22 protein-coding genes are annotated in these 22,858 nt (G+C 60.3%); 11 read left to right on the top strand and 11 right to left on the bottom strand.

Going from position 1 to position 22,858, the window contains the following annotated elements:
- The first annotated feature begins 63 nt into the window (after positions 1–63).
- Entirely contained in the window at positions 64–1,167 is a 1,104-nt protein-coding gene (locus TK42_RS23655) for a GlxA family transcriptional regulator (RefSeq protein ID WP_005792167.1), read from the top strand.
- An 88-nt stretch (positions 1,168–1,255) separates the two neighbouring features.
- On the opposite strand, the gene TK42_RS23650 is transcribed toward TK42_RS23655, so the two are convergent.
- From TK42_RS23650 to TK42_RS23630, 5 genes are all read right to left on the bottom strand, one after another.
- Complete coding sequence (locus TK42_RS23650) at positions 1,256–1,519, bottom strand: hypothetical protein (protein WP_032879047.1); 264 nt, start codon at positions 1,517–1,519, stop codon at positions 1,256–1,258.
- A gap of 225 nt (positions 1,520–1,744) precedes the next feature.
- Positions 1,745–2,236: a thioesterase family protein gene (locus tag TK42_RS23645; RefSeq protein ID WP_032879049.1), complete on the bottom strand. Its 492-nt coding sequence runs from the start codon at positions 2,234–2,236 to the stop codon at positions 1,745–1,747.
- Between the two features lie 12 nt (positions 2,237–2,248).
- Entirely contained in the window at positions 2,249–3,214 is a 966-nt protein-coding gene (locus TK42_RS23640) for an L-carnitine dehydrogenase (protein WP_078822524.1), read from the bottom strand.
- Positions 3,215–3,255: 41 nt separating this feature from the next.
- Positions 3,256–4,143 carry a 3-keto-5-aminohexanoate cleavage protein gene (locus tag TK42_RS23635; protein WP_032879052.1) on the bottom strand — a complete coding sequence of 296 codons (888 nt, stop codon included), beginning with the start codon at positions 4,141–4,143 and terminating at the stop codon, positions 3,256–3,258.
- Between the two features lie 73 nt (positions 4,144–4,216).
- Entirely contained in the window at positions 4,217–5,161 is a 945-nt protein-coding gene (locus TK42_RS23630) for a choline ABC transporter substrate-binding protein (protein ID WP_103735271.1), read from the bottom strand.
- 193 nt (positions 5,162–5,354) lie between these two features.
- Between TK42_RS23630 and TK42_RS23625 the strand changes: the two genes are divergently transcribed.
- Positions 5,355–6,299 carry a GlxA family transcriptional regulator gene (locus TK42_RS23625; RefSeq protein ID WP_005792161.1) on the top strand — a complete coding sequence of 315 codons (945 nt, stop codon included), beginning with the start codon at positions 5,355–5,357 and terminating at the stop codon, positions 6,297–6,299.
- A gap of 68 nt (positions 6,300–6,367) precedes the next feature.
- Positions 6,368–7,546 carry a hypothetical protein gene (locus tag TK42_RS23620; RefSeq protein WP_103735270.1) on the top strand — a complete coding sequence of 393 codons (1,179 nt, stop codon included), beginning with the start codon at positions 6,368–6,370 and terminating at the stop codon, positions 7,544–7,546.
- A gap of 31 nt (positions 7,547–7,577) precedes the next feature.
- Here the strand turns inward: TK42_RS23620 and TK42_RS23615 are convergent, their stop codons facing one another.
- From TK42_RS23615 to TK42_RS23605, 3 genes are all read right to left on the bottom strand, one after another.
- A complete protein-coding gene (locus TK42_RS23615) occupies positions 7,578–7,994 on the bottom strand; it encodes a DUF3010 family protein (RefSeq protein ID WP_103735269.1) in 417 nt (138 codons plus the stop codon).
- A gap of 72 nt (positions 7,995–8,066) precedes the next feature.
- Entirely contained in the window at positions 8,067–8,534 is a 468-nt protein-coding gene (locus TK42_RS23610) for a hypothetical protein (protein ID WP_103735268.1), read from the bottom strand.
- Between the two features lie 131 nt (positions 8,535–8,665).
- Positions 8,666–9,067, bottom strand: a complete 402-nt coding sequence (locus TK42_RS23605; protein WP_005792155.1) for a lysozyme inhibitor LprI family protein — start codon at positions 9,065–9,067, stop codon at positions 8,666–8,668.
- Between the two features lie 218 nt (positions 9,068–9,285).
- Between TK42_RS23605 and TK42_RS23600 the strand changes: the two genes are divergently transcribed.
- From TK42_RS23600 to TK42_RS23575, 6 genes are all read left to right on the top strand, one after another.
- Positions 9,286–10,263 (top strand): dipeptidase, encoded by a 978-nt coding sequence (locus TK42_RS23600; protein ID WP_005792153.1) that lies wholly within the window; start codon positions 9,286–9,288, stop codon positions 10,261–10,263.
- 52 nt (positions 10,264–10,315) lie between these two features.
- Positions 10,316–10,846 carry a DUF5943 domain-containing protein gene (locus TK42_RS23595; RefSeq protein WP_005792152.1) on the top strand — a complete coding sequence of 177 codons (531 nt, stop codon included), beginning with the start codon at positions 10,316–10,318 and terminating at the stop codon, positions 10,844–10,846.
- A gap of 15 nt (positions 10,847–10,861) precedes the next feature.
- Positions 10,862–12,922, top strand: a complete 2,061-nt coding sequence (dgcA, locus tag TK42_RS23590) for a dimethylglycine demethylation protein DgcA (RefSeq protein ID WP_032879068.1) — start codon at positions 10,862–10,864, stop codon at positions 12,920–12,922.
- 174 nt (positions 12,923–13,096) lie between these two features.
- Positions 13,097–15,037 (top strand): dimethylglycine demethylation protein DgcB, encoded by a 1,941-nt coding sequence (dgcB, locus tag TK42_RS23585; RefSeq protein ID WP_103735267.1) that lies wholly within the window; start codon positions 13,097–13,099, stop codon positions 15,035–15,037.
- Positions 15,037–16,257: an electron transfer flavoprotein subunit alpha/FixB family protein gene (locus tag TK42_RS23580; protein ID WP_103735266.1), complete on the top strand. Its 1,221-nt coding sequence runs from the start codon at positions 15,037–15,039 to the stop codon at positions 16,255–16,257. Before dgcB ends, TK42_RS23580 begins: the two co-directional genes overlap by 1 nt.
- A 10-nt stretch (positions 16,258–16,267) precedes the next feature.
- Positions 16,268–17,038 (top strand): electron transfer flavoprotein subunit beta, encoded by a 771-nt coding sequence (locus TK42_RS23575; RefSeq protein WP_005792147.1) that lies wholly within the window; start codon positions 16,268–16,270, stop codon positions 17,036–17,038.
- A gap of 778 nt (positions 17,039–17,816) precedes the next feature.
- Here TK42_RS23575 and gbcA read toward each other — a convergent pair.
- Positions 17,817–19,112, bottom strand: a complete 1,296-nt coding sequence (gbcA, locus tag TK42_RS23570; RefSeq protein WP_103735265.1) for a glycine-betaine demethylase subunit GbcA — start codon at positions 19,110–19,112, stop codon at positions 17,817–17,819.
- A gap of 281 nt (positions 19,113–19,393) precedes the next feature.
- On the opposite strand from gbcA, the gene gbcB reads away from it, so the two are divergent.
- A complete protein-coding gene (gene gbcB / locus TK42_RS23560; RefSeq protein ID WP_005792144.1) occupies positions 19,394–20,494 on the top strand; it encodes a glycine-betaine demethylase subunit GbcB in 1,101 nt (366 codons plus the stop codon).
- A gap of 94 nt (positions 20,495–20,588) precedes the next feature.
- Here the strand turns inward: gbcB and TK42_RS23555 are convergent, their stop codons facing one another.
- Positions 20,589–20,789 (bottom strand): hypothetical protein, encoded by a 201-nt coding sequence (locus TK42_RS23555; RefSeq protein WP_032879079.1) that lies wholly within the window; start codon positions 20,787–20,789, stop codon positions 20,589–20,591.
- A 193-nt stretch (positions 20,790–20,982) separates the two neighbouring features.
- Complete coding sequence (locus tag TK42_RS23550) at positions 20,983–22,023, bottom strand: low specificity L-threonine aldolase (protein WP_032879081.1); 1,041 nt, start codon at positions 22,021–22,023, stop codon at positions 20,983–20,985.
- Between the two features lie 90 nt (positions 22,024–22,113).
- Between TK42_RS23550 and TK42_RS23545 the strand changes: the two genes are divergently transcribed.
- On the top strand, positions 22,114–22,842 hold the full coding sequence (locus TK42_RS23545) for a TraX family protein (protein WP_103735264.1): 729 nt from the start codon (positions 22,114–22,116) through the stop codon (positions 22,840–22,842).
- Positions 22,843–22,858: the final 16 nt, after the last annotated feature.

Genomic DNA, 22,858 nt, shown 5'->3' with positions numbered 1-22,858 from the left:
ATGAGCGCAATAACAAGAGCCTCGCCTGAGGCCATCACCCGCTTTGTGTGAGGAGATACCGCGATGACGTCGTTCAACTCCGGGGCCCAACCCCAGAACCGTGCGCCTCAATCCATCGGCTTTTTGCTGCTGGACAATTTCACGCTGATTTCACTGGCGTCGGCTGTGGAACCCCTGCGCATGGCCAACCAGTTGTCCGGCCGCGAGCTGTACCGCTGGACAACCCTGAGCGTGGACGGCAACCAGGTATGGGCCAGCGACGGCCTGCAAATCACCCCGGACGCCTCCATGCACAAAGCGCCGGCGTTGGACACGGTCATCGTCTGCGGCGGTGTGGGTATCCAGCGCACGGTCACCCGTGAGCATGTGTCGTGGCTGCAAAGCCAGGCGCGTCAATCCCGTCGCCTGGGTGCCGTGTGTACCGGCAGTTGGGCGCTGGCTTGCGCGGGTTTGCTCGACGGTTTTGATTGCAGCGTGCATTGGGAATGCCTGGCGTCGATGCAGGAAGCCTTCCCGCGCGTCGCGATGAGCACGCGTCTGTTCACGCTCGACCGCAACCGCTTCACCAGCTCCGGCGGCACTGCGCCGTTGGACATGATGCTGCACCTGATCAGCCGCGACCACGGCCGTGAATTGTCGGCTGCCATCTCCGAGATGTTCGTCTACGAACGCATCCGCAACGAACAGGATCACCAGCGCGTGCCGCTCAAGCACATGCTCGGCACCAACCAGCCGAAGCTGCAGGAAATCGTCGCGCTCATGGAAGCCAACCTGGAAGAGCCGATCGACCTGGATGAACTGGCGGTGTATGTCGCCGTGTCGCGCCGCCAGTTGGAGCGGCTGTTCCAGAAATACCTGCACTGCTCGCCGTCGCGTTATTACCTCAAGCTGCGCCTGATCCGTGCACGGCAGTTGCTCAAGCAAACACCGATGTCGATCATCGAAGTGGCGTCGGTGTGCGGGTTCGTGTCCACGCCGCACTTTTCCAAGTGCTACCGCGAATACTTCGGCATACCGCCACGCGATGAACGTGTCGGCTCCAACACTACCCAGCAAGTGGCGATGATGCCGATTCCGCAGGCACTGGTGTTGTCACCGTTGTCGGGGCCGATGTCGGCGTTGAGCCAGGCCAGGAACGAGTCGACGTTTGCCAGTGTAAGGCTCTAAACCGAGTCGTCTGCATCGCAGGCAAGCCAGCTCCCACCTTGGAATGCGTTCTCCTGTGGGAGCTGGCTTGCCTGCGATAGCGGTATTTTCAGGCGCCGGAGTTCTGTTTGAATTGCATCAGCGCCGGCAACAACTGCTTGTCGATCGCCTGGCGTACCGCCGGCAAAATCGTCGCACTGCCGCTGTACATTTTTTCAACCATGCCCTTGAGCGCCTTGGCCCGCGCCTCGCTCAAACCGCGCACCGCACATTCACACGCCTGCTCGGCGGTGGTACCGCTGGATACTTCAAAACCCAGCGAGCGCAGTTGGCTCAGCAGGTCATCCTGGTCAATCAAATCCGCGTGCATCATGACGTTTATCCTGGTGTAGGGAACAGGGATTGACCTGGATTCTGGTTGGCCCCCGCTGGGTGGGCAAGCGCAGAATCGAGCAATGGCTTGGATGGCTATGAACAGGTCGTTTTCGGGTCACTTGGCAATACGGTTAATAGGCACACTGATCCCAGGCACGCAGCTTGACGGTTTGGTCACCCTCCAGATGCACAGCTCACACAAGGCCCCTCTGCCCCGATCCAGTCACGGCTGGCTCGGGGCTTTTTTTGCCGGCAAACCGATGACACGGCCAAGCAGGGCGGGCCTTGGCAGCTCGGCCTGTGCAGCGCTGATCGCGTCGAGCCGTTGCAGCGTGGCCTCGGTGAACGGTGTAGCTTGCGGCCCGGCCAGATCGACGTGCAGCAGCATCTGTTCATTGCCGGCCAGTTCCTTGTCATCGCCCACCCGGTGCAGGCTGTGATACAGGTGCAGGCGCTTGGCGTCATGGGCGATCAGTTGGGTGTGCACTTCAACCTCGGCGCCCAGTTTCACTTCGTGCAGGTAGTTCAGATGCAGCTCCAGGGTGAACAATGAGTGGCCGCTGGCTTCACGGTTGTCGCTGTCCAGGCCCAGGGTGTCCATCAGCGCGTCGGTGGCGTAGCTGAAGATCAGCAGGTAGAACGCGTCGCGCAGGTGGCCGTTGTAGTCCACCCAGTCGGGAAGGACTCGGGTGGTATAGGTGGTCAATGCGGGCATTATCGGTTCCCTTTATTCGGCGAAGGTCATGCCGTGCCGGGCCTTGGTGGTTTTCACCGCCTCAAGCACTGCCAACAGGCAATCATCACGATAGCGCTCCAGCGCCGAAATGCTGTGTTGGCCCAACTGATCGCTAGTGCCATCGACAACGTCGTCAATCAGCTTGTCGGTCAGCTCCGGTGCTGGCAGGTAGGTCCATGGCAACTGCAACGCCGGGCCGAATTGCGCCATGAAGTGCCGCATACCGGCATCACCGCCTGCCAGGGTGTAGGTGAGGAAGGTACCCATGAACGACCAGCGCAAGCCGGCGCCAAAGCGAATCGCGTCATCGATTTCGCCGGTGGTGGCCACGCCGTCATTGACCAGGTGCAGCGCCTCGCGCCACAACGCTTCGAGCAGCCGGTCGGCAATAAAACCGGGCACTTCCTTGCGCACATGCAGCGGGCGCATACCGAGGGATTCATACACCTTGATGGCCGCCTGGATCGCTTCTGGCGCAGTGCGCTTGCCGCCCACCACCTCCACCAAGGGCAGCAGGTAAACCGGGTTGAACGGGTGGCCGACCACGCAGCGTTCCGGGTGGGTCGAACCTTCATAGAATTCGCTTGGCAACAGCCCGGACGTGCTCGAACCGATCAACGCATTTGGCTTGGCCGCCGCGCTGATCTGGCTGTGTAACTGCAGCTTGAGCTCCAGGCGTTCCGGGGCGCTTTCCTGAATGAAGTCGGCGTCCTTGACGCACTCCTCGATGGTGCTGACAAAGCGCAGCCGATGCTGGGAGGCACCCGCTGCCAGGCCTTGTTTTTCCAGCGCACCCCAAGCATTGGCGACGCGTTTGCGCAAGGCTGCTTCGGCACCGGGGGCAGGGTCCCAGGCGACCACATCCAGGCCGTGGGCGAGGGCACGGGATACCCAACCGCTGCCGATAACACCGCTGCCCAAGGCAGCGAAGGTTTTGATGTCAGTGATAAAGCTCATTGGCACATTCCTAAAGAGTTCGGGGATCCCCTCCCACATGTTTAACCGCGTTTGGTCAGGCCCATCTTGATTCGGCCCTCGGCCGGGGTCATGACCCGCGCACCCAGCCGGCTGAGGATTTCACGGGCGCGTTCCACCAACTGGCCGTTGGTGGCGAGCACGCCTTTGTCCAGCCACAGGTTGTCTTCCAGGCCCACCCGTACATTGCCGCCCAGCAGCACCGCTTGCGCGGCCATCGGCATTTGCATGCGACCAATCCCGAACCCTGCCCACACCGCGTCGGCGGGCAGGTTGTCGACCATGGCTTTCATGGTGGTGGTGTCGGCCGGCGCGCCCCAGGGAATGCCCAGGCACAGTTGGAACAGCGGGTTATCGAGCAGCCCTTCCTTGATCATCTGCTTGGCGAACCACAGGTGGCCGGTGTCGAAAATTTCCAGCTCGGCCTTTACGCCCAGGGCCTGGATACGCTTGGCGCCGGCCCGCAGTTGCGCCGGGGTGGACACGTAAATGGTGTCGCCGTCGCCGAAGTTGAGGGTGCCGCAGTCCAGGGTGCAGATCTCCGGCAGCAGCTCCTCCACATGCGCCAGACGGGTCAGTGGGCCGACCAGGTCAGTGTTGGGGCCGAAGTCCATCGGGTTCTCGCCGCCACCGATTTCCAGGTCGCCGCCCATGCCGGCGGTGAGGTTGACGATGATGTCGATGTCGGCCTCGCGGATGCGTTCCATCACTTCACGGTACAGGGCTACATCGCGGCTGAATTTGCCGGTGTACGGGTCGCGTACATGGCAGTGCACCACGGTGGCGCCGGCCTTGGCGGCTTCTACTGCGGCGGCGGCAATTTGTTTGGGGGTGACCGGCACGTGCGGGCTTCTGGCGGTCGTGTCGCCAGCACCGGTGAGTGCGCAGGTGATGATGACGTCGTGGTTCATGAGGCGGTTCCTTACAGGCGTGGTGGTGCCGTTCGCGGTCGCAAGTGGCCGCGAAACGGTGATTCGGAGAAGGTTATTTGCTGGTGAATTTCAGGTTGGCGGCCGCGGGTTTGCCATCGAACGTGGTCACGCCCTCCAGCCAGCGCTGCTGGTCTTGAGGGTGATCCTTGAGCCACTGCCTGGCGGATTCCAGGGCATCCTTGTGATCGAGCAGCGGCTGCATCATGCGGCTCTCGTCGGCGGCGGTGAACGTCAGGTTGGTCAGCAGCGTGTGCACGTTGGGGCACTGCTCGGCGTAGGTTGGCGACGTGACGGTCCATACGCTGGCCCGGCCTTCGTTCGGCCCCAGGGCGTCTTCGCTGCCGGTGAGGTAGGTCATCGCCACATTCACGTTCATCGGGTGCGGGGCCCAACCAAAGAACACCACGGCTTCCTTGCGGCGCACGGCGCGGTCCACGGCGGCCAACATGCCGGCTTCGCTGGACTCCACCAGTTGGAACTTGCCCAGGCCAAACTGGTTCTTGGCAATCATCGCCTTGATCTGGGTATTGGCACCCGAGCCAGGCTCGATGCCGTAGATCTTGCCGCCCAGCTCTTTCTGGAACCTGGCGATGTCAGCGAAGGTCTTCAGGCCCTTGTCCGCCAGATAAGTCGGCACCGCCAGGGTGGCGCGCGCGTCTTCCAGGCTGGGTTTATCCAGGACCTTGACCTGCCCGGCCTCGACAAACGGCGTGATGGTCTGGGTCATCAGCGGGTTCCAGTAGCCCAGGAACAGGTCCAGGCGTTGGTCGCGGATACCGGCGAAGATGATTTGCTGGGAGGCACTGGTTTGTTTGGTCTTGTAGCCGAGGCCGTCGAGCAGCACTTGAGTCATGGCGCTGGTGGCGATCACGTCGGTCCAGTTCACCACGCCCATGCGTACGTTCTGGCATGAAGCGGCATCCGCTGCCATGGCGTTAGTGCTCAAAACGGCGCTGGCGCTGAGTGCAAGTACGCAACGGCGGATCAGTCGGTTCATGGTGGGTCCCTCGGCAGGTCGTTATTGTGGGGGCCGGTGTCTTTGTGCACCGTGACGCCACGTTACGCAGCTTGGCGAACCACAAAGCGCACGACGGCGACCGGCTCTTGCACTGCAGCGACCTGTCCCCTTGAATCCGTGCATGAACGGGAGTATCACAGTGCCACGCTGCCCGCCCCACGAGAGCGCCACCATGTCCCAGGATTTCTACTTCTTGCTGATGCCGGGTTTTTCGGCCATCGGTTTTATCTCGGCCTTGGAACCGTTACGGGTCGCCAACCGCTTTCGTGGCGAGTTGTACCGCTGGCACATATTGAGTGCAGATGGCGGCGCGGTGCTGGCGAGCAACGGTATGTCGGTCAACGCCGACGCCGCGCTGGAGCCGCTGGAAAAAGGCGCCACATTATTAGTGGTGGCCGGTTTCGAGCCTTTGCAATGCTCCACCCCGGCGCTGGAGCATTGGCTGCGTCGCCTCGATCACGACGGCGTGACCTTGGGCGCCATCGACACCGGCGCCTGTGTGCTGGCCGAAGCGGGGCTGCTCGATGGCCACCGCCTGACCCTGCACTGGGAAGCCATCGACGCCTTCAAGGAAGCCTATCCGCAGTTGAGCGTGACTCAGGAACTGTTCGAGATCGACCGTCGCCGCATTACCTGCGCCGGCGGCACCGCGTCCATCGACTTGATGCTCGATCTGATCGCCCAGGCCCACGGCTCGGAACTGGCGGTCCAGGTCTCGGAGCAATTCGTGCTCGGCCGTATACGCCCACGCAAAGACCACCAGCGCATGCAGATCGCCACGCGCTACGGCATCAACAACAAGAAACTGGTGCACGTGATCGGCGAAATGGAGCAACACACCGAACCGCCCCTGAGCACCCTGGCCCTGGCCGACGCGATCAAGGTCACCCGGCGTCAACTGGAGCGCCTGTTTCGTCTGCATCTGAACGACACCCCGAGCAACTTCTATCTCGGCCTGCGCCTGGAGAAAGCTCGGAAACTGCTGCGCCAGAGCGACATGAGTGTGCTGGAGGTGAGCATTGCGTGTGGGTTTGAGTCGCCGTCCTATTTCACCCGCAGCTATCGCGCCAGGTTTGCCAAGTGTCCTAGGGAGGATCGGCGACGGGAGGTGGTTTGACGGACAATTATAGTCAATTATACTCTTCGCTATAATTTATAGTCCTTTCCATAATTGAGTATAAAACCATGTCCACGCACAGCGGCTTTGTGTTTCGCCGCCCCACCCTGGCAAGCAGTATTGCCGATGGCCTGGTGGGGGCCGGTATTCAGGATTTCACCTCCGGCCTGTTTCTTGCGGCGCCCCGACGCACGGGCAAAAGCACCTTTCTGCGCGAGGACCTGATTCCGGAATGTCAGCTCCGGGGCTGGCTGGCGGTGTATGTCGACCTGTGGGCCAACAAGGAAAAAGACCCCGCCGAGCTGATCGCGAGTGCCATTGCGGGGGCGTTGGTGCCGTTTGAAAAGGGCATTCGCAAACTGGCAAAGAACATTGGCATCGAGAAACTAAGCTTTCTGCGTACGCTTTCCTGGGACTTTACCAAGCCACAATTGCCTGTCGGTGCGACGCTGACCCAAGCGTTGGAATTGCTCCATAGGGCTGCAGGAAAACCCGTTGTGCTGGTGATTGACGAAGCACAGCACGCATTAACCACCGAATCAGGTATCAATGCGATGTTCGCGTTGAAGGCTGCCCGGGATCAGCTCAACCAAGGCCGTTACGAGGAGGGCAGCGGTTTGCGCCTGGTGTTTACCGGATCCAATCGCGACAAGCTCGCCCATTTGGTATTGGGTAAAAGCCAGCCATTCTTCGGTTCCAGCATCACGCCGTTTCCGCTGCTGGGCAAAGCGTTCACCCAGGCCTACACCGTGCACCTCAACGCGCACCTGGCCAAGAACAACCAATTCAACGCGGCTGATATTGATGAGGCGTTTGAGCGGGTAGGTCGGCGTCCCGAGATGTTGCGCACGATCATCGGTGAAGTCGCATTGGAGCTGGGCGAGGCGAGCAATCTGGGCCAACTGCTGCACAGTCGTGCAGAACTGCTGCGCGCGGGTGTATGGACCGAGTTCGAAAGCGCCTGGAACGCCCTGACCATCCCTCAGCGCGCCGTGCTGGAGGTGATGGTGGAGCGTTCTCAAAACAACGAACCCTTCGCGCCATTCACCGATAGCACCCTCACGGCTGTCAGCAAGGCGCTGGAAAAGATGGGTAGCGACGTGGTGCCGGGTACCCAGACCATCCAGGCCTGCATCGATGCCCTGCGCGATAAGGAACTGGTGTGGAAGTCGAGCCGAGGCGGCTATGCCCTGGAGGACAAAACCTTCGGTGACTGGCTGCAACACAAAAGCCCTGCACCGCGCTAAAAGGCCGGCTCCTAAAGAGAGCGGGTGTGGCTTATTTCTTTACCAGGGCCGAGCATGCCGCCTTGTAGGCTTCATGCTGGTACTTGTTCAGCGTCGCGGGCAGATCAAAGGTGTGCTTCTTGTTCTGTGCATTGATGGTCTGCGGCGACAGCAGCGTCACCTCCACCCCGTCCAGCAACTGAAACACCCCTTCAATCTTGAACGTCGTCGGGCCGCCGGCAAACTCGCCTTTTTTGCTGCGCTTCTTGATCGCGATACGGGTAATGGCGTTCGCCTGCACGAAGGCCTTTACCTGGGCGGCGAAGGCTTTTACGTTGGCGGCTTCGTCGTCGTCTTCAAGGGCGATTTTCTTGGTGGCCAGGGCGACATGGGTCAGTACCTGGTTGTCCAGGGCGGCGAGGGCAATGATGGCTTCGCTGCCTTTGATTTCTATGCCGCAGAGGGTCATGAAGAGCCTTGGTCAGAAAGAATGGGATGGAAAAACCATTGTGCTCTATACACACCCGGTGCACTACTGCTTCTAGAGTGTGAGATCGTCCCGCCCCGTAATTTTGAAATTGCCGCCGTCGATTACCAGGACAGATCCATCAGGCTCAGTGGACTTGAAGCTAAAGGTTCCTTCGACAATCTCGAGCGCATCATAGAACGTCAGGTTGATGAAACCGGAGTCTGCGTCATGGGTGTAGAAAACCGACTCGTTGTTCTCTGCCAGTAATTTCCAGTAAACGGCACTCACCTTCTTTTCTTCAATCGTGTGTTTACCGTCGCTGAGCGTACTGAGAAAGGTAATTTCCAAACCGTGGATCATGTCGGGCAGCTTTTCCAGCGCAGAAAGAGTCATACGCATCGTTCGGTCGGTTGTGTAGTAGTCCCGCGCGAAATTGATGCTCTGGGCCGTTAATGTGTTCGAAGCCGAGCCTATCCTGGCGCTGAGATTACCCTGAGATGGCGTTGCATAATTTTGAGGTATGACGTGTCTGGTCAGCATGATCAGCTCCTTGGATTAGGTTCTTCGATGATCGACTACCACGGATCATCGGATGAACTTAGGCATGGAGCGGCACGCTGTAAACTGTCAGAGTTGACAGGTGCCTGGCTGCTGAGCAAACGCCGCTGCCTTTACTCCTGCCCAATCGACTCCAGAAACTCCGACCGCTCATCACTCATCCGCGCCAGGCAATCATTCTGCGCAATCGCATACTCCTTGCTGCCATTGACCGCCGGGAAGGTGTCCACCGCGCAATCGGCATCGCGCAGTTTTTCCCATTTCTGCTGGGCGTCCTTCAGACGGGCGGTAATGTCGGCCAGTTTGGTCTTGTCGCTGCCGTAGGTTGAAGCCATGCGCTCCAGCAGGCCCTGATAGTTATCCTTGAGCAATTGCTCGGCAGTTGTTTTGTTGTAGGCGGCGCAGGCCAGGGTCTGTTTGTCGTTTTCGATGCCGTCGCACGGCGTGCTGTCGGTGTCTTCGGCTGCGTGAACGCCGGTTGCGATGAGTGCCAAAGCCAGGAAAATCGATTTCATTGCGCCGTCTCATATCACGTGATGCGCAATTCTGGCTCAAGCGTAAGACAAAGAACAGCCGCCCGTCAGGCATGTCTACACAGCCTTTGTCGTGGATTGACGCTTTCGGCAATTCCCCTGTCGTTTTTGCACCCGGCTCGGGTTGTCCCTGGGCATATGCTGGCCCCAAAGCGCCGGCAGACGATTCGGCGCATGAATCGCCAATAAGGGGACGCCTGATGAGCCCAGCCGAGTTGCACGCCGACAGCATCGTTATCGACGGTCTGATTATTGCCAAGTGGAACCGCGACCTGTTCGAAGACATGCGCAAAGGCGGCCTCACCGCCGCCAACTGCACGGTGTCGGTGTGGGAAGGCTTCCAGGCCACGATCAATAACATCGTCGCCAGCCAGACCCTGATCCGCGAGAACAGTGACCTGGTGATCCCGGTGAAAACTACCGCCGACATCCGCCGTGCCAAGGAACAGGGCAAGACCGGCATCATCTTCGGCTTCCAGAATGCCCATGCGTTTGAAGACCAGCTCGGCTATGTCGAGATCTTCAAGCAGCTCGGCGTTGGCGTGGTGCAGATGTGCTACAACACCCAGAACCTGGTGGGCACCGGCTGCTACGAGCGCGACGGCGGGTTGTCGGGCTTCGGGCGCGAAATCGTCGCCGAGATGAACCGTGTCGGCATTATGTGCGACCTGTCTCACGTCGGTTCCAAGACCAGCGAAGAAGTCATCCTCGAATCGAAAAAGCCGGTGTGCTATTCCCACTGCCTGCCGTCCGGGCTCAAGGAACACCCGCGTAACAAGTCCGATGAAGAACTCAAGTTCATCGCCGACCACGGTGGGTTTGTCGGCGTGACCATGTTCGCGCCGTTCCTGGCCAAGGGCATCGATTCGACCATCGACGACTACGCCGAAGCCATTGAATACACCATGAATATCGTCGGCGAAGACGCCATCGGCATCGGCACCGACTTCACCCAGGGGCATGGCCAGGATTTCTTTGAAATGCTTACCCATGACAAGGGCTACGCCCGCCGCCTGACCAGCTTCGGCAAGATCATCAACCCGCTGGGCATCCGCACCGTGGGTGAATTCCCCAACCTCACCGAGACCCTGCTCAAGCGTGGCCACCCCGAGCGCGTGGTACGCAAGATCATGGGCGAGAACTGGGTCAACGTCTTGAAGGACGTCTGGGGCGAATAAGCCAGACACCTATCGGCAACACCACAACGAATTTTTCTGGAGTTAAGTTTCCATGGCCAAGATCGCCCCGCAATTGCCAATCGAAGTCGACAGCGAAACCGGTGTCTGGACCTCCGACGCCCTGCCCATGCTGTACGTGCCGCGCCATTTCTTCGTCAACAACCACATGGGTATCGAAGAGGTGCTGGGCGCTGATGCCTACGCCGAGATCCTCTACAAGGCCGGCTACAAATCCGCCTGGCACTGGTGTGAAAAGGAAGCCGAGTGCCACGGCCTGGAAGGCGTCGCGGTGTTCGAGCACTACATGAAGCGCCTGTCGCAACGCGGCTGGGGCCTGTTCAAGATCCAGGACATCGACCTGGATAAAGGCACCGCCAGCGTCAAGCTTGAGCACTCGGCGTTCGTCTACGTGTACGGCAAGGTCGGGCGCAAAGTCGACTACATGTTCACCGGCTGGTTTGCCGGTGCCATGGACCAGATTCTTGAGGCCCGTGGCAGCAAGATCCGCACTGTCGCCGAACAAGTCTACGGAGGCTCCGAAGAGGGCCACGACGATGGCCTGTTCACCGTCAAACCGTTGTAAGCCGAGGACCGTGCCATGGCTTTCGAAGCAATGTTTGCGCCGATCCAGATCGGCAAGCTGACCATCCGCAACCGCGTGCTCAGTACCGCCCACGCCGAGGTGTATGCCACCGACGGCGGCATGACCACCGACCGCTATGTGAAGTACTACGAAGAGAAAGCCAAGGGCGGTATCGGCCTGGCGATCTGCGGCGGCTCCTCGGTGGTGGCCATCGACAGCCCCCAGGAGTGGTGGAGCTCGGTGAACCTGTCCACCGACCGCATCATCCCGCACTTTCAGAACCTGGCCGACGCCATGCACAAGCATGGAGCCAAGATCATGATCCAGATTACCCACATGGGCCGTCGCTCACGCTGGGACGGCTTCAATTGGCCGACCCTGATGTCGCCGTCCGGCGTGCGTGAGCCGGTGCACCGCGCCACCTGCAAAACCATCGAGCCGGAAGAAATCTGGCGCGTGATCGGCAACTACGCCCAGGCGGCGCGTCGTGCCAAGGCCGGTGGCCTGGACGGGGTTGAACTGTCTGCCGTGCACCAGCACATGATCGATCAGTTCTGGAGCCCGCGGGTCAACAAGCGTACCGACGAATGGGGCGGCAGCTTTGAAGGCCGCATGAAGTTCGGCCTGGAAGTACTCAAGGCCGTGCGTGCCGAAGTGGGCGATGACTTCTGTGTGGGCATGCGCCTGTGCGGTGACGAGTTCCACCCGGACGGCTTGTCCCATGAGGACATGAAGCAGATCGCCAAGTATTACGACGACACCGGTATGCTCGACTTCATCGGCGTGGTGGGCTCGGGGTGCGACACCCACAACACCCTGGCCAACGTGATCCCGAACATGAGTTACCCACCGGAGCCGTTCCTGCACCTGGCAGCCGGGATCAAGGAAGTGGTCAAGGTTCCGGTGCTGCACGCGCAGAACATCAAGGATCCGAACCAGGCCACGCGCATCCTTGAAGGCGGCTATGTGGACATGGTCGGCATGACCCGTGCGCACATCGCCGACCCGCACCTGATTGCCAAGATCAAGATGGGCCAGATCGACCAGATCAAGCAATGCGTGGGCGCCAACTACTGCATCGACCGCCAGTATCAAGGCCTGGACGTGCTGTGCATCCAGAACGCCGCGACCTCCCGTGAATACATGGGCGTGCCGCATATCATCGAGAAAACCACCGGGGCCAAGCGCAAAGTGGTCGTGGTGGGCGCAGGCCCCGCCGGTATGGAGGCTGCACGTGTCGCCGCCGAACGCGGCCACGACGTGACCCTGTTGGAGAAAAAAGAGTTCATCGGCGGGCAGATCACTACCGCTTCGAAAGCGCCGCAGCGCGACCAGATCGCTGGTATCACTCGCTGGTACCAGCTGGAGTTGGCGCGCTTGAAAGTTGACCTGCGCCTGGGCGTGGCGGCGGATGCCGAGACCATTCTGGACCTGCGTCCGGACGTGGTGGTGCTGGCGGTGGGCGGGCATCCGTTCATCGAACAGAACGAACATTGGGGCGCCGCCGAAGGCTTGGTGGTGAGCAGTTGGGATGTGCTTGACGGCAAAGTCGCGCCGGGCAAGAACGTGCTGGTGTACGACACCATTTGCGAGTTCACCGGCATGTCGGTGGCGGACTTCCTGGCGGACAAAGGCTGCCAGGTGGAAATCGTCACCGACGACATCAAGCCCGGTGTGGCAATTGGCGGTACGTCGTTCCCGACTTACTACCGCAGCATGTACCCCAAGGAAGTGATCATGACCGGCGACATGATGCTGGAAAAGGTCTATCGCGAGGGCGACAAGCTGGTGGCAGTGCTGGAAAACGAATACACCGGCGCCAAAGAAGAGCGGGTGGTCGACCAGGTGGTGGTGGAGAACGGTGTACGCCCGGACGAGGCCCTTTACTACGGGCTCAAGGAAGGCTCACGCAACAAGGGCCAGATCGACGTCGAAGCGCTGTTTGCGATCAAGCCGCAGCCATGCCTGAGCGAAGCGGGTGAAGGGTACTTGCTGTTCCGCATTGGTGACTGTGTGGCCCAGCGCAACACCCACGCTGCGATCTACGACGCCCTGCGCTTGTGCAAGGATTTCTAAGCCGACACCGAACCAAAAAGTGGACTCGGTTCAAATGTGGGAGGGGGCTTGCCCCCGATAGCGGTGGGTCAGCTACAACAGTATCAACTGACACTCCGCCATCGGGAGCAAGCCCCCTCCCACATTTCAAGGCCAGTTTCACAGTAGACCTGTGTGGTCTGTGGGAGCTTCATCATGTTGAACACCTTGCTGCCTATTCTGTTGTTTGCCGCTTTGGGCCTTGCGGTCCTCGGCGCCCTGCGCCGGGTGAACATGTGGCGCCGTGGGCGTGCATCCAAAGTCGATCTGCTGGGCGGTCTTCTGGCCATGCCCAAGCGCTACATGGTCGACTTGCACCACGTGGTCGCCCGCGACAAATACATTGCCAATACCCACGTCGCCACGGCGCTGGGCTTTGTGCTGTCGGCGCTGCTGGCTATTGCGGTGCACGGCTTCGGCCTGCAGAACCGCATTCTCGGCTATGCCTTGCTGCTGGCTTCGGCGTTGATGTTTGTGGGCGCGATCTTCATGTACCTGCGCCGCCGCAATCCGCCTGCGCGCCTGTCCAAGGGCCCATGGATGCGCCTGCCGAAAAGCCTGATGGCGTTCTCGGTGAGCTTTTTCCTGGTGACCTTGCCGGTGGCCGGGATTCTGCCCGTTGACTTTGGCGGCTGGCTGCTCGCTGCGCTGCTGAGCGTGGGCGTGCTGTGGGGCGTATCGGAAATGTTTTTCGGCATGACCTGGGGCGGGCCGATGAAGCACGCCTTCGCGGGTGCCCTGCACCTGGCCTGGCACCGCCGCGCCGAGCGCTTCGGCGGTGGCCGCTCCACTGGTTTGAAGCCGCTGGACCTCAGTGATAAAACCGCGCCGCTTGGCGTGGAAAAGCCCAAGGATTTCACCTGGAACCAGTTGCTCGGCTTCGACGCCTGCGTGCAATGCGGCAAGTGCGAAGCAGCGTGCCCGGCGTTCGCTGCCGGCCAGCCCCTGAACCCGAAAAAGCTTATCCAAGACATGGTCGTCGGCCTGGCCGGTGGCACCGATGCCAAGTTCGCCGGTAGCCCATACCCAGGCAAACCGGTGGGCGAACACGGCGGTAACCCGCATCAGCCGATCGTCAATGGCCTGGTGGATGCCGAGACGTTGTGGTCGTGCACCACATGCCGCGCCTGCGTGGAAGAGTGCCCGATGATGATCGAGCACGTTGACGCCATCGTCGACATGCGCCGCCACCTCACCCTGGAAAAAGGTGCCACGCCGAACAAGGGCGCCGAAGTCCTGGAAAACCTGATTGCCACCGACAACCCCGGCGGTTTCGCACCGGGCGGTCGCCTCAACTGGGCGGCGGACCTGAACCTGCCGTTGCTCAGTGACAAGGGCAGCTGCGAGGTGCTGTTCTGGGTCGGCGACGGTGCCTTCGACATGCGCAACCAACGCACCCTGCGGGCGTTTGTCAAAGTGCTCAAGGCGGCGGGGGTGGACTTTGCGGTACTTGGCCTGGAAGAACGCGACAGCGGTGACGTAGCGCGGCGTCTGGGCGATGAAGCAACTTTCCAATTGTTGGCCTCGCGCAATATCCAGACGTTGGGCAAATATAGCTTCAAGCGCATTGTTACCTGCGACCCGCACAGTTTCCATGTGCTGAAAAACGAGTACGGCGCCTTCAACGGCAATTACGTCGTACAGCATCACAGCACCTTCATGGCCGAGTTGATCGGCGACGGCGCGCTCAACCTGGGCCAGCACAAAGGCAGCAGCGTGACCTACCACGACCCTTGTTACCTGGGCCGCTACAACGGCGAATACGAGGCACCGCGCCAAGTGCTGCGGGCGTTGGGCATCGAGGTCAAGGAAATGCAACGCTCAGGCTTCCGTTCGCGCTGCTGCGGCGGTGGCGGCGGCGCGCCGATCACTGACATTCCCGGCAAGCAACGTATCCCCGACATGCGCATGGAAGACATCCGCGAAACCGGTGCCGAACTGGTGGCCGTGGGCTGCCCGCAATGTACGGCGATGCTTGAAGGTGTGGTCGAGCCGCGGCCATTGATCAAGGATATTGCCGAGCTTGTGGCCGACGCTTTGCTTGAAGACCCTGTGCCGGCAAAAGCGCCTAAACGTGAACCCGCGGAGGTGCATTGATGAGCGACATTATTCGCCGTGACCCTCGGGCCGAATGGATCGCCCGTAACCGTCTTCACCCCTTGCACGCGGCCATGCAGCCCGTGCAGCAGAGCTGGATGGGCCCCAACGGCATCATTCGTAAAAACGTGCACGGTGTCGGTTTTATCGGCCCCAACGGCATCAAACGTATCGACCGCAGCGGCGCCCAACAGGGCGGTGCGGCCAAGCGTACGGCGGCGGTGGAGGTACAGTTGCCACTGCATCAGGTGCCAACGCCCGCGTTCTACATCAGTGTGGTGCCGGACATGGTCGGTGGCCGCTTGAGCAGCCACGACCGTGACTTGCTTGGCCTGGCCAGGCAACTGGCTGGCAGCGACGGCGCGGTGCTGGCCGTGGTGTTTGGCGAACACAAGGAAAACACCTTCGCCACTGCCGGTGTCGATCGCCTGCTGGTACTGGACGGCCACGCGTTCGACGGTTATTCACCGGAGCAACGCGTACAAGGCCTGCGCGCTGTGGATAACCAGTTCAATCCGCGCCACTGGCTACTGCCGGACAGCCGCAGCGGCGGCGGTGAATTGGGTCGGCGCTTTGCCGCCAGCCTCAAGGAACGCCCGGCGACACGCGTTTGGCAAATCAAGGGCGATGAGTGCATCGGCCGTGCGGGGGCGGGCCAGCAAGATTTGGCCCGGCCGCTGCCGCGCCTGATCCTGGCGGCCGTTGAGTGTGCCGACCCGGTCAGCGAGACCCGGCATGAGGTACTGCCCGTAGAGTTATCCACAAGCCTGGCGCGCAGTTTGTCGCGTATCGAGGACCTGGGGGCGGTGGCGGTGGATCCTGCGGCGATTCCCATGGCCGAAGCGGAATTCATTTTCTCCGGTGGCAATGGCGTGAAGGACTGGGCGCTGTTCCACCAGACCGCCGCAGCCCTGGGCGCCACCGAGGGCGCGTCGCGGGTGGCGGTGGACGATGGCTTCATGGCGCGTGATCGTCAGGTCGGCGCCAGCGGCACCTGGGTCACGGCGCGGGTGTACGTGGCCGTGGGTATTTCCGGGGCGATCCAGCACCTGCAAGGCATCGGGGCCTGCGACAAGGTGGTGGCGATCAACCTCGACCCGACCTGCGACATGATCAAGCGTGCCGACCTGTCGGTGATCGGCGAAAGCGCCGCGATTCTGCAAGCCTTGATCGATGCGGTGCAGGCCTACCGCAACGGCGCCAAGCGCGATGCAGCTTAGGGACATGACCATGACAACCACTGTAATCAGCTTGGTATCCATCGGCGCCCACCCCACTTCCGGGCGCCCGCGCCGTGCGGAGCAGGACGCCCGCGCTGTCGAGCTGGGCCTGCAAATGGCTGGGGATAAGTTGCAGGTGCTGCACGCCGGCGATATCAACGAGCCGACCTTGCGTAGCTACCTGGGGATGGGGCTGGCGCAACTGCATGTATTGGAACAGCCGCCCGGCGCCGATGCCTTGCCGGTACTCAGTGAATACCTGCATGACGCCGGCGCCCAGGTGGTACTCACCGGCAGTCAGGCGGAAACCGGTGAAGGCTCGGGCATGTTGCCGTTTCTGCTGGCAGAACAATTGGGCTGGCCCCTGGTTGTAGGGTTGGCCCAGGTGGAATCCATCGACGCCGGCGTGGCCCATGTACTGCAAGCCTTGCCTCGCGGCCAGCGGCGGCGCCTGAAAGTGCGCCTGCCGTTTCTGGCCACCGTGGATAACGCTGCGCCCAAACCGCGCCAGAGTGCATACGGCCCGGCGCAACGTGGCGAACTGGCGGCCCATGAGGTGGAGATCGAACAGGACGAGTTATTCACAGGCGCCCTGCTGCAACCGGCCAAGCCAAGGCCCAAGCGTCTCAAGGTGATCAAGGCCAAGAGCGGCGCCGACCGTATGAAGGCTGCCACGGCCAAGGCCAGTGGCGGTGGTGGGCAGGTGCTCAAGGGTGTGAGTGCTGAAGAGGGCGCTCAGGCGATTCTCAAGCTGTTGATTGAAGAGGGTGTCGTACGCTGATCCGCTGTGGGAGGGGGCGCGCTCCCTCCCGCATGAGTTCTGCGGTTTACCCACAATCGCTGTTGATCCGCTTGTGGATAACCTGTTCGCGGTTGTCCACACCCCCTATGTATCAAGCCTTGCAGCCCTCTGTACGAAAAATAGCCAGCCTAAACTGCGGTTTTTCCAGGAGTTTTCCCGGTTGGCAGTACTGACTTGCCCCCAAAGTCTGTTGGCGCATCTGTGGATAAGATGTTCGCTATCTTCTGTAAGCCATGTAAACAAAGGCTTTCAGAGGGTCGATCAAAAATCGATCAATTTCGGCTTTTTTCTGCATTAAAACCCTGGGAAGCCCGATTTATGCAGGGTTTGTGCGCTTTTCCACAGGTTGGATAAAGTTGCCCCCAAAGTCTGTTGGTGCATCTGTGGATAAGGTGTTCGCTTAGTGCTGTAGACCATATGAATCAAGGTCTGCACAGATATGATCAATAAATGATCAGGTAAGGATGGATACCTTGGTTTCAAATAAGTCACGGATTTTCTTGATTTAATTTAAGCCGCACACTGACTTGCCCACAATTGCTGTGGGTGGCTTTGTGGATAAGTTGTTGGGCAAAGGCTGGAGGGCAGGGTGTTAGCGGTCTGCGCGAGAGTTGATCAAATAGTAGGCAGCGTCTGCTTGAAGTGTGGGAGGGGGGGCTTGCTCCCGATAGGGATGGCTCAGCTTGCACATGCATTGGCTGATACTCCGTTATCGGGAGCAAGCCCCCTCCCACATTTTTGATCCATAGGGCGTCAGTTACTCGTGTGCAGCCACACCTTTGAGGTACGGAGCAGGCGCGGCCCCCAAGTTGTTCAACATGCGCTCGCTGTACCAGTCCACAAAGTTCACCACGCCAAACTCATAGGTCTTGGAGTACGGGCCAGGCTGGTAGGCGGTGGAGTTGATGCCGCGCTGGTTCTCCTCGGCCAGGCGACGGTCCTGGTCGTTGGTGGCGTCCCACACCTGGCGCATGCGCTCCACATCGTAGTCCACGCCTTCCACGGCGTCCTTGTGCACGATCCACTTGGTGGTGACCATGGTTTCCTGGGCGCTGATCGGCCACACGGTGAACACGATGATGTGGTCGCCCATGCAGTGGTTCCACGAATGAGGCAGGTGCAGGATGCGCATCGAGCCCAGGTCCGGGTTCTTGATGCGGCCCATCAGTTTGGCGCAGCCCTGCTTGCCGTCCAGGGTCATCGACACTGTGCCCTTGAGCAGCGGCATACGCACGATGCGGTTACGCAGGCCGAAGCTGGCGTGGGCGTAAGGGATCTTCTCGGCATCCCAGGCGGCGGCGGAGGCGGCTACGTGGTCCTTGAACGCCTGGTCGGCGCGCGGGTCGGTGACGTCGTCCCATTCCAGCAGGGTTTTGAGCAGTTCCGGGTGCGACGCGTTGCAGTGGTAGCACTCGCGGTTGTTTTCCAGCACCAGCTTCCAGTTGGCTTTTTCGAACAAGGTGGTCTGGATCGCCACCTTGGTGTTTTCCATGTCGTAGGGTTCCATGTAATGGCTGAGCGTCGACAGGAAGTCATCGATGGCCGGCGGGGTCTCGGCCAGGCTGATGAAAATGTAGCCGCCGGCGGTCTTCACGTTTACCGGTTTCAAGCCGTACTGCTTCATGTCGAAGTCGGCGCCCATCTCGGTACCGGCGAACAACAGGCGACCGTCCAGTTCGTAGGTCCATTGGTGGTAGTGGCAAACCAGTTTGGCGACCTTGCCCTTTTCGCTGGTGCACAAGCGCGAACCACGGTGGCGGCAGACGTTGTGGAATGCATGCACAACGCCTTCGGCGCCACGGATCACGATGATCGGGTTCTTGCCCACTTGCAGGGTCAGGTAGTTGCCCTTGGTGGGGATTTCGCAGGTCATGCCGGCAATCAACCACTCTTTCTGGAAGATCTCCTGCATGTCGATATCAAACAGCCGCTCCTCAGAGTAGAACGGCTGTGGCAGCGAAAAGGTGCGCTCGCGCTCGTGCAGCATTTGCGCGGTGGCCTTGCGTGCGGGTTCCAGCGGATCGCCCAAGCTTAAGGTTGCGGTGACGTCCATCGTGTGTGTCCTCATGGCCATTCTGTGTGGCCGGCGAATAGTGGCTGATCAGGTTTGCAGCAAGGCGTAAAGAACGCGTCTTTGTTGGGAGCGAGTGTGGGCCCGGCGTTGGGTCGAACCTTATCCATGGGCGACATGGCCCAATCTGATCCCGACGCGCAAGGCCCTGTCTTTGGGGGCTGGTCGCCGTAAGTATGTGAATGTCGCAGATAGGTAAATGGGTGGCCCCGGCGTTACGCAGAATCGCCACCATAAGGCCGACGTCGGCGGTGGAGAACAACATGTCTAGCAATTTCCTGAATCCGGTAACCACCCAGACCTGGGCCAATGGTCGGCACATCGTCCGTTGCGTCAAAGTCATCCAGGAAACCTGGGACGTGCGCACCTTCTGTTTTATGGCTGACCAGCCGATCCTGTTCTTCTTCAAGCCCGGGCAATTCGTCACCCTGGAGCTGGAAATCGAAGGCCAGCCGATCATGCGCTCCTACACGATCTCCAGTTCACCGTCGGTGCCTTACAGCTTTTCGGTAACCATCAAGCGTGTACCGGGCGGGCGTGTGTCCAACTGGCTGCATGACACGCTGCATGAAGGGCAGGAGCTGGCGGTGCACGGCCCGGTGGGGCTGTTCAATGCCATCGACTTTCCCAGCCCGAAAGTGCTGTACCTCAGCGGCGGCGTCGGTATCACCCCAGTCATGTCCATGGCCCGTTGGTTCTACGACACCAACGCGAATGTCGACATGACCTTTGTTCACAGCGCCCGCTCGCCCAAGGACATCATCTACCACCGCGAGCTGGAGCACATGGCGTCGCGGATCGACAACTTCAGCTTGCACCTGATTTGCGAAAAGCATGGCCTGGGTGAGCCCTGGGCCGGCTACCGCGGTTATCTGAATCACAAGATGCTGGAACTGATGGTGCCGGACTTCCTGGAGCGCGAAGTATTCTGTTGCGGCCCGACGCCTTACATGAGCGCAGTGAAACGCCTGCTGGAAACCGCCGGTTTTGATATGGCGCGTTATCACGAAGAATCCTTTGGTGCGACGCCGCCGGAAGCGCGGGCCGACGCCGTGGAGCAGGCCGAGCAAGCGGCGGATGCGCCGGAAGTCGACCTCGCGGATCTGCACCAGGTGGAGTTCATCGCATCGGGCAAAAGCATTCGGGTGGCCCCCGGCGAGACTGTCCACGCAGCAGCTGCCAAGCTTGGCCTGTTGATCCCCAAAGCCTGCGGCATGGGTATCTGCGGCACGTGCAAGGTGATGAAGCTGGGCGGGGAAGTGGAGATGGAGCACAACGGCGGGATCACCGAGGAAGACGAAGCCGAAGGTTACATCCTGTCGTGCTGCAGCGTGCCCAAGGGCGATGTGCGCATCGAGTTCTAATACCCTGCACATTCCCACGCAGGAGCGTGGGAATGGCCGGTCGGCTGCGCGCCGAGGGTCATGAGTCTTCGGCGCGGGCTTCAAGGGTTAACAGTTACTGCGCGTAGATATGCACGACGAAGTGCTGGCCGGATGCTGTCAGTTCATAGACCTTGTCGTAGATCCTCAGCGTCCTTGAAGGCTCGCGGATCGTATCGCCGATCTTTGCGTATTTCCTGAACTCATCCCAGTCAATCACCGTGGTGCTGATAGTGCCATCGCTTTGCAGGGTGTTGCCGTTGCTTTGATATTCCATGATTAAGCTCTCCATTGGATTTACGTTTCCAGCCGATTATTCAGCGGGTAGCGAACCCGGAAAGTGGCGGTTATGACTGCGTTTTCCTTCCGGGTACCAAGAGGCTAGTCAACGAATATCCAGCGCGCAGCTGTCAGAAATATCAAAAAACAGACTCGGCAATCGGCCAGTACTCGCTGGCCGAACTCCCACGTTAAGCCCTCATGACTTCCCTGATATCGGCGGCTAATTCTCGTACGCGCTCTTCTTCTGTGTCCCACGCACACATGAATCGCGCCCCACCTTTACCGATAAAGGTGTAGAAGCGCCAACCCTTGGCTGTAAGCCCCGCAATGGCTGGCTCCGAGAGTTGCAGGAATACACCGTTGGCTTGCACAGGGAACATCAATTCAACGCCGGGGATGTCCGCAACCAGGCTGCTGAGCAATTGCGCGCAGTGGTTAGCATGGCGTGCGTGCTTGAGCCAGGCATCGTTTTCCAGCAAGCCTACCCACGGGGCGGACAGGAAGCGCATCTTGGATGCCAGCTGGCCAGCCTGTTTGCAGCGGTAGTCGAAGTCTTCGGCCAGCTTGTGATTGAAGAACAGGATGGCTTCACCCACCGCCATGCCGTTCTTGGTGCCGCCAAAGCACAGCACGTCCACCCCGGCTTTCCAGGTCAGGTCGGCCGGTGAGCAGCCCAGGAACGCGCAGGCGTTGGAGAAGCGGGCACCGTCCATGTGCAGGTTCAGGCCCAGCTCTTTGCAGGTGGCGCTGATGGCGCGGATTTCTTCCGGGGTGTACACGCTGCCGACTTCGGTGGCCTGGGTCAGGGTGACCACGCGCGGTTTGGGGTAGTGGATGTCCTGGCGCTTGAGGGCGATCTCGCGGATCGATTCCGGGGTCAGCTTGCCGTTCTCGGTGCGTGCAGTGAGCAGCTTGGAGCCATTGGAGAAAAACTCCGGTGCGCCGCATTCGTCGGTTTCAACGTGGGCGGTTTCCGAGCAAATCACGCTATGGTAGCTCTGGCACAGCGAGGACAGTGCCAGGGAGTTGGCGGCGGTGCCGTTGAAGGCGAAGAACACTTCGCAGTCGGTTTCGAACAAATTGCGGAAACCGTCGGCGGCGCGATGGGTCCACTCGTCATCACCGTAAGCGCGTTGATGGCCGTGGTTGGCTTGTTCCATGGCGGCCCAGGCTTCCGGGCAGATGCCGGAATAGTTGTCGCTGGCGAATTGTTGGCTCTTGTCGGTCATGGCCCATTCCTGTGGTCGATGTTGGTGCGCACTTTAACCAAGATTGTCAGGGGCGCGCACGCTCTGTAAATGCAAAGTCGTTGGGGAATTATGCACGGTACTCATACCTTGCCTGTCGGACGTGTCCGAGATGGCGCTTTGGACTTACTCAAGTGGCTGGCGCTGCTGAGCATGGTGCTCGATCACCTGCGCTATGTGGGGTTGAGCCTGAATGGGCTGTATGTGCCTGGGCGCCTGGCGTTCCCGTGGTTTTGCCTGGCGATTGCGGCCAATTTGCACAGGGCCCGGAACGCTCCGGTGACCGGCCATCGGCGCTACCTGGGGTGGTTGCTGCTGTTCAGCGTGATCAGCGAAGTGCCTTATCGGATGTTCATCGAAGATGCCGATACCTTGAACGTGTTGCCGACTCTGGCGCTGGGCCTGCTGGTTGCCCGAGGTTGGCAGCAGAAGGCGTTGGTTGATCGAGGATTGGCGCTGATCGCCGTCACAATAGCAGCTGTGTTTTCAACCCAGTTGATGTTCGGTTTCTTTGGTGTATTGCTGCCACTGGCGATTCTGTTGGTGTTTCGCCGGCCCTGGTATTTCAGCGTGCTGCCGGGTTTGGTCTGCGTCGCCGCGAATCAATGGCAGATTCTGCTGAATAGCGGCACGCCTGTGGCGCAGTTGGGGTTGGCTGCATGTCTGATTGCGCCGCTGGCAGGATTGGTCTTATTGCGACATGGCAAAAACGCCAAGCCACCCGCCATGCGGCGCTGGGCCTATGCCCTGTATCCCATGCATTTTCTTCTGTTGCTACTCGTTCGCAAGCTCATCGCCTGACCCCTGTGGGAGCTGG

Origin of the sequence: Pseudomonas sp. GZJR-8 (assembly GCF_002916705.1) — a bacterium.
In the GTDB taxonomy this organism is placed as follows: Bacteria; Pseudomonadota; Gammaproteobacteria; order Pseudomonadales; family Pseudomonadaceae; genus Aquipseudomonas; species Aquipseudomonas synxantha_A.
Note: the sequence above shows the minus strand (reverse complement) of the source record. Positions and strands in the feature narration are given on the sequence as shown.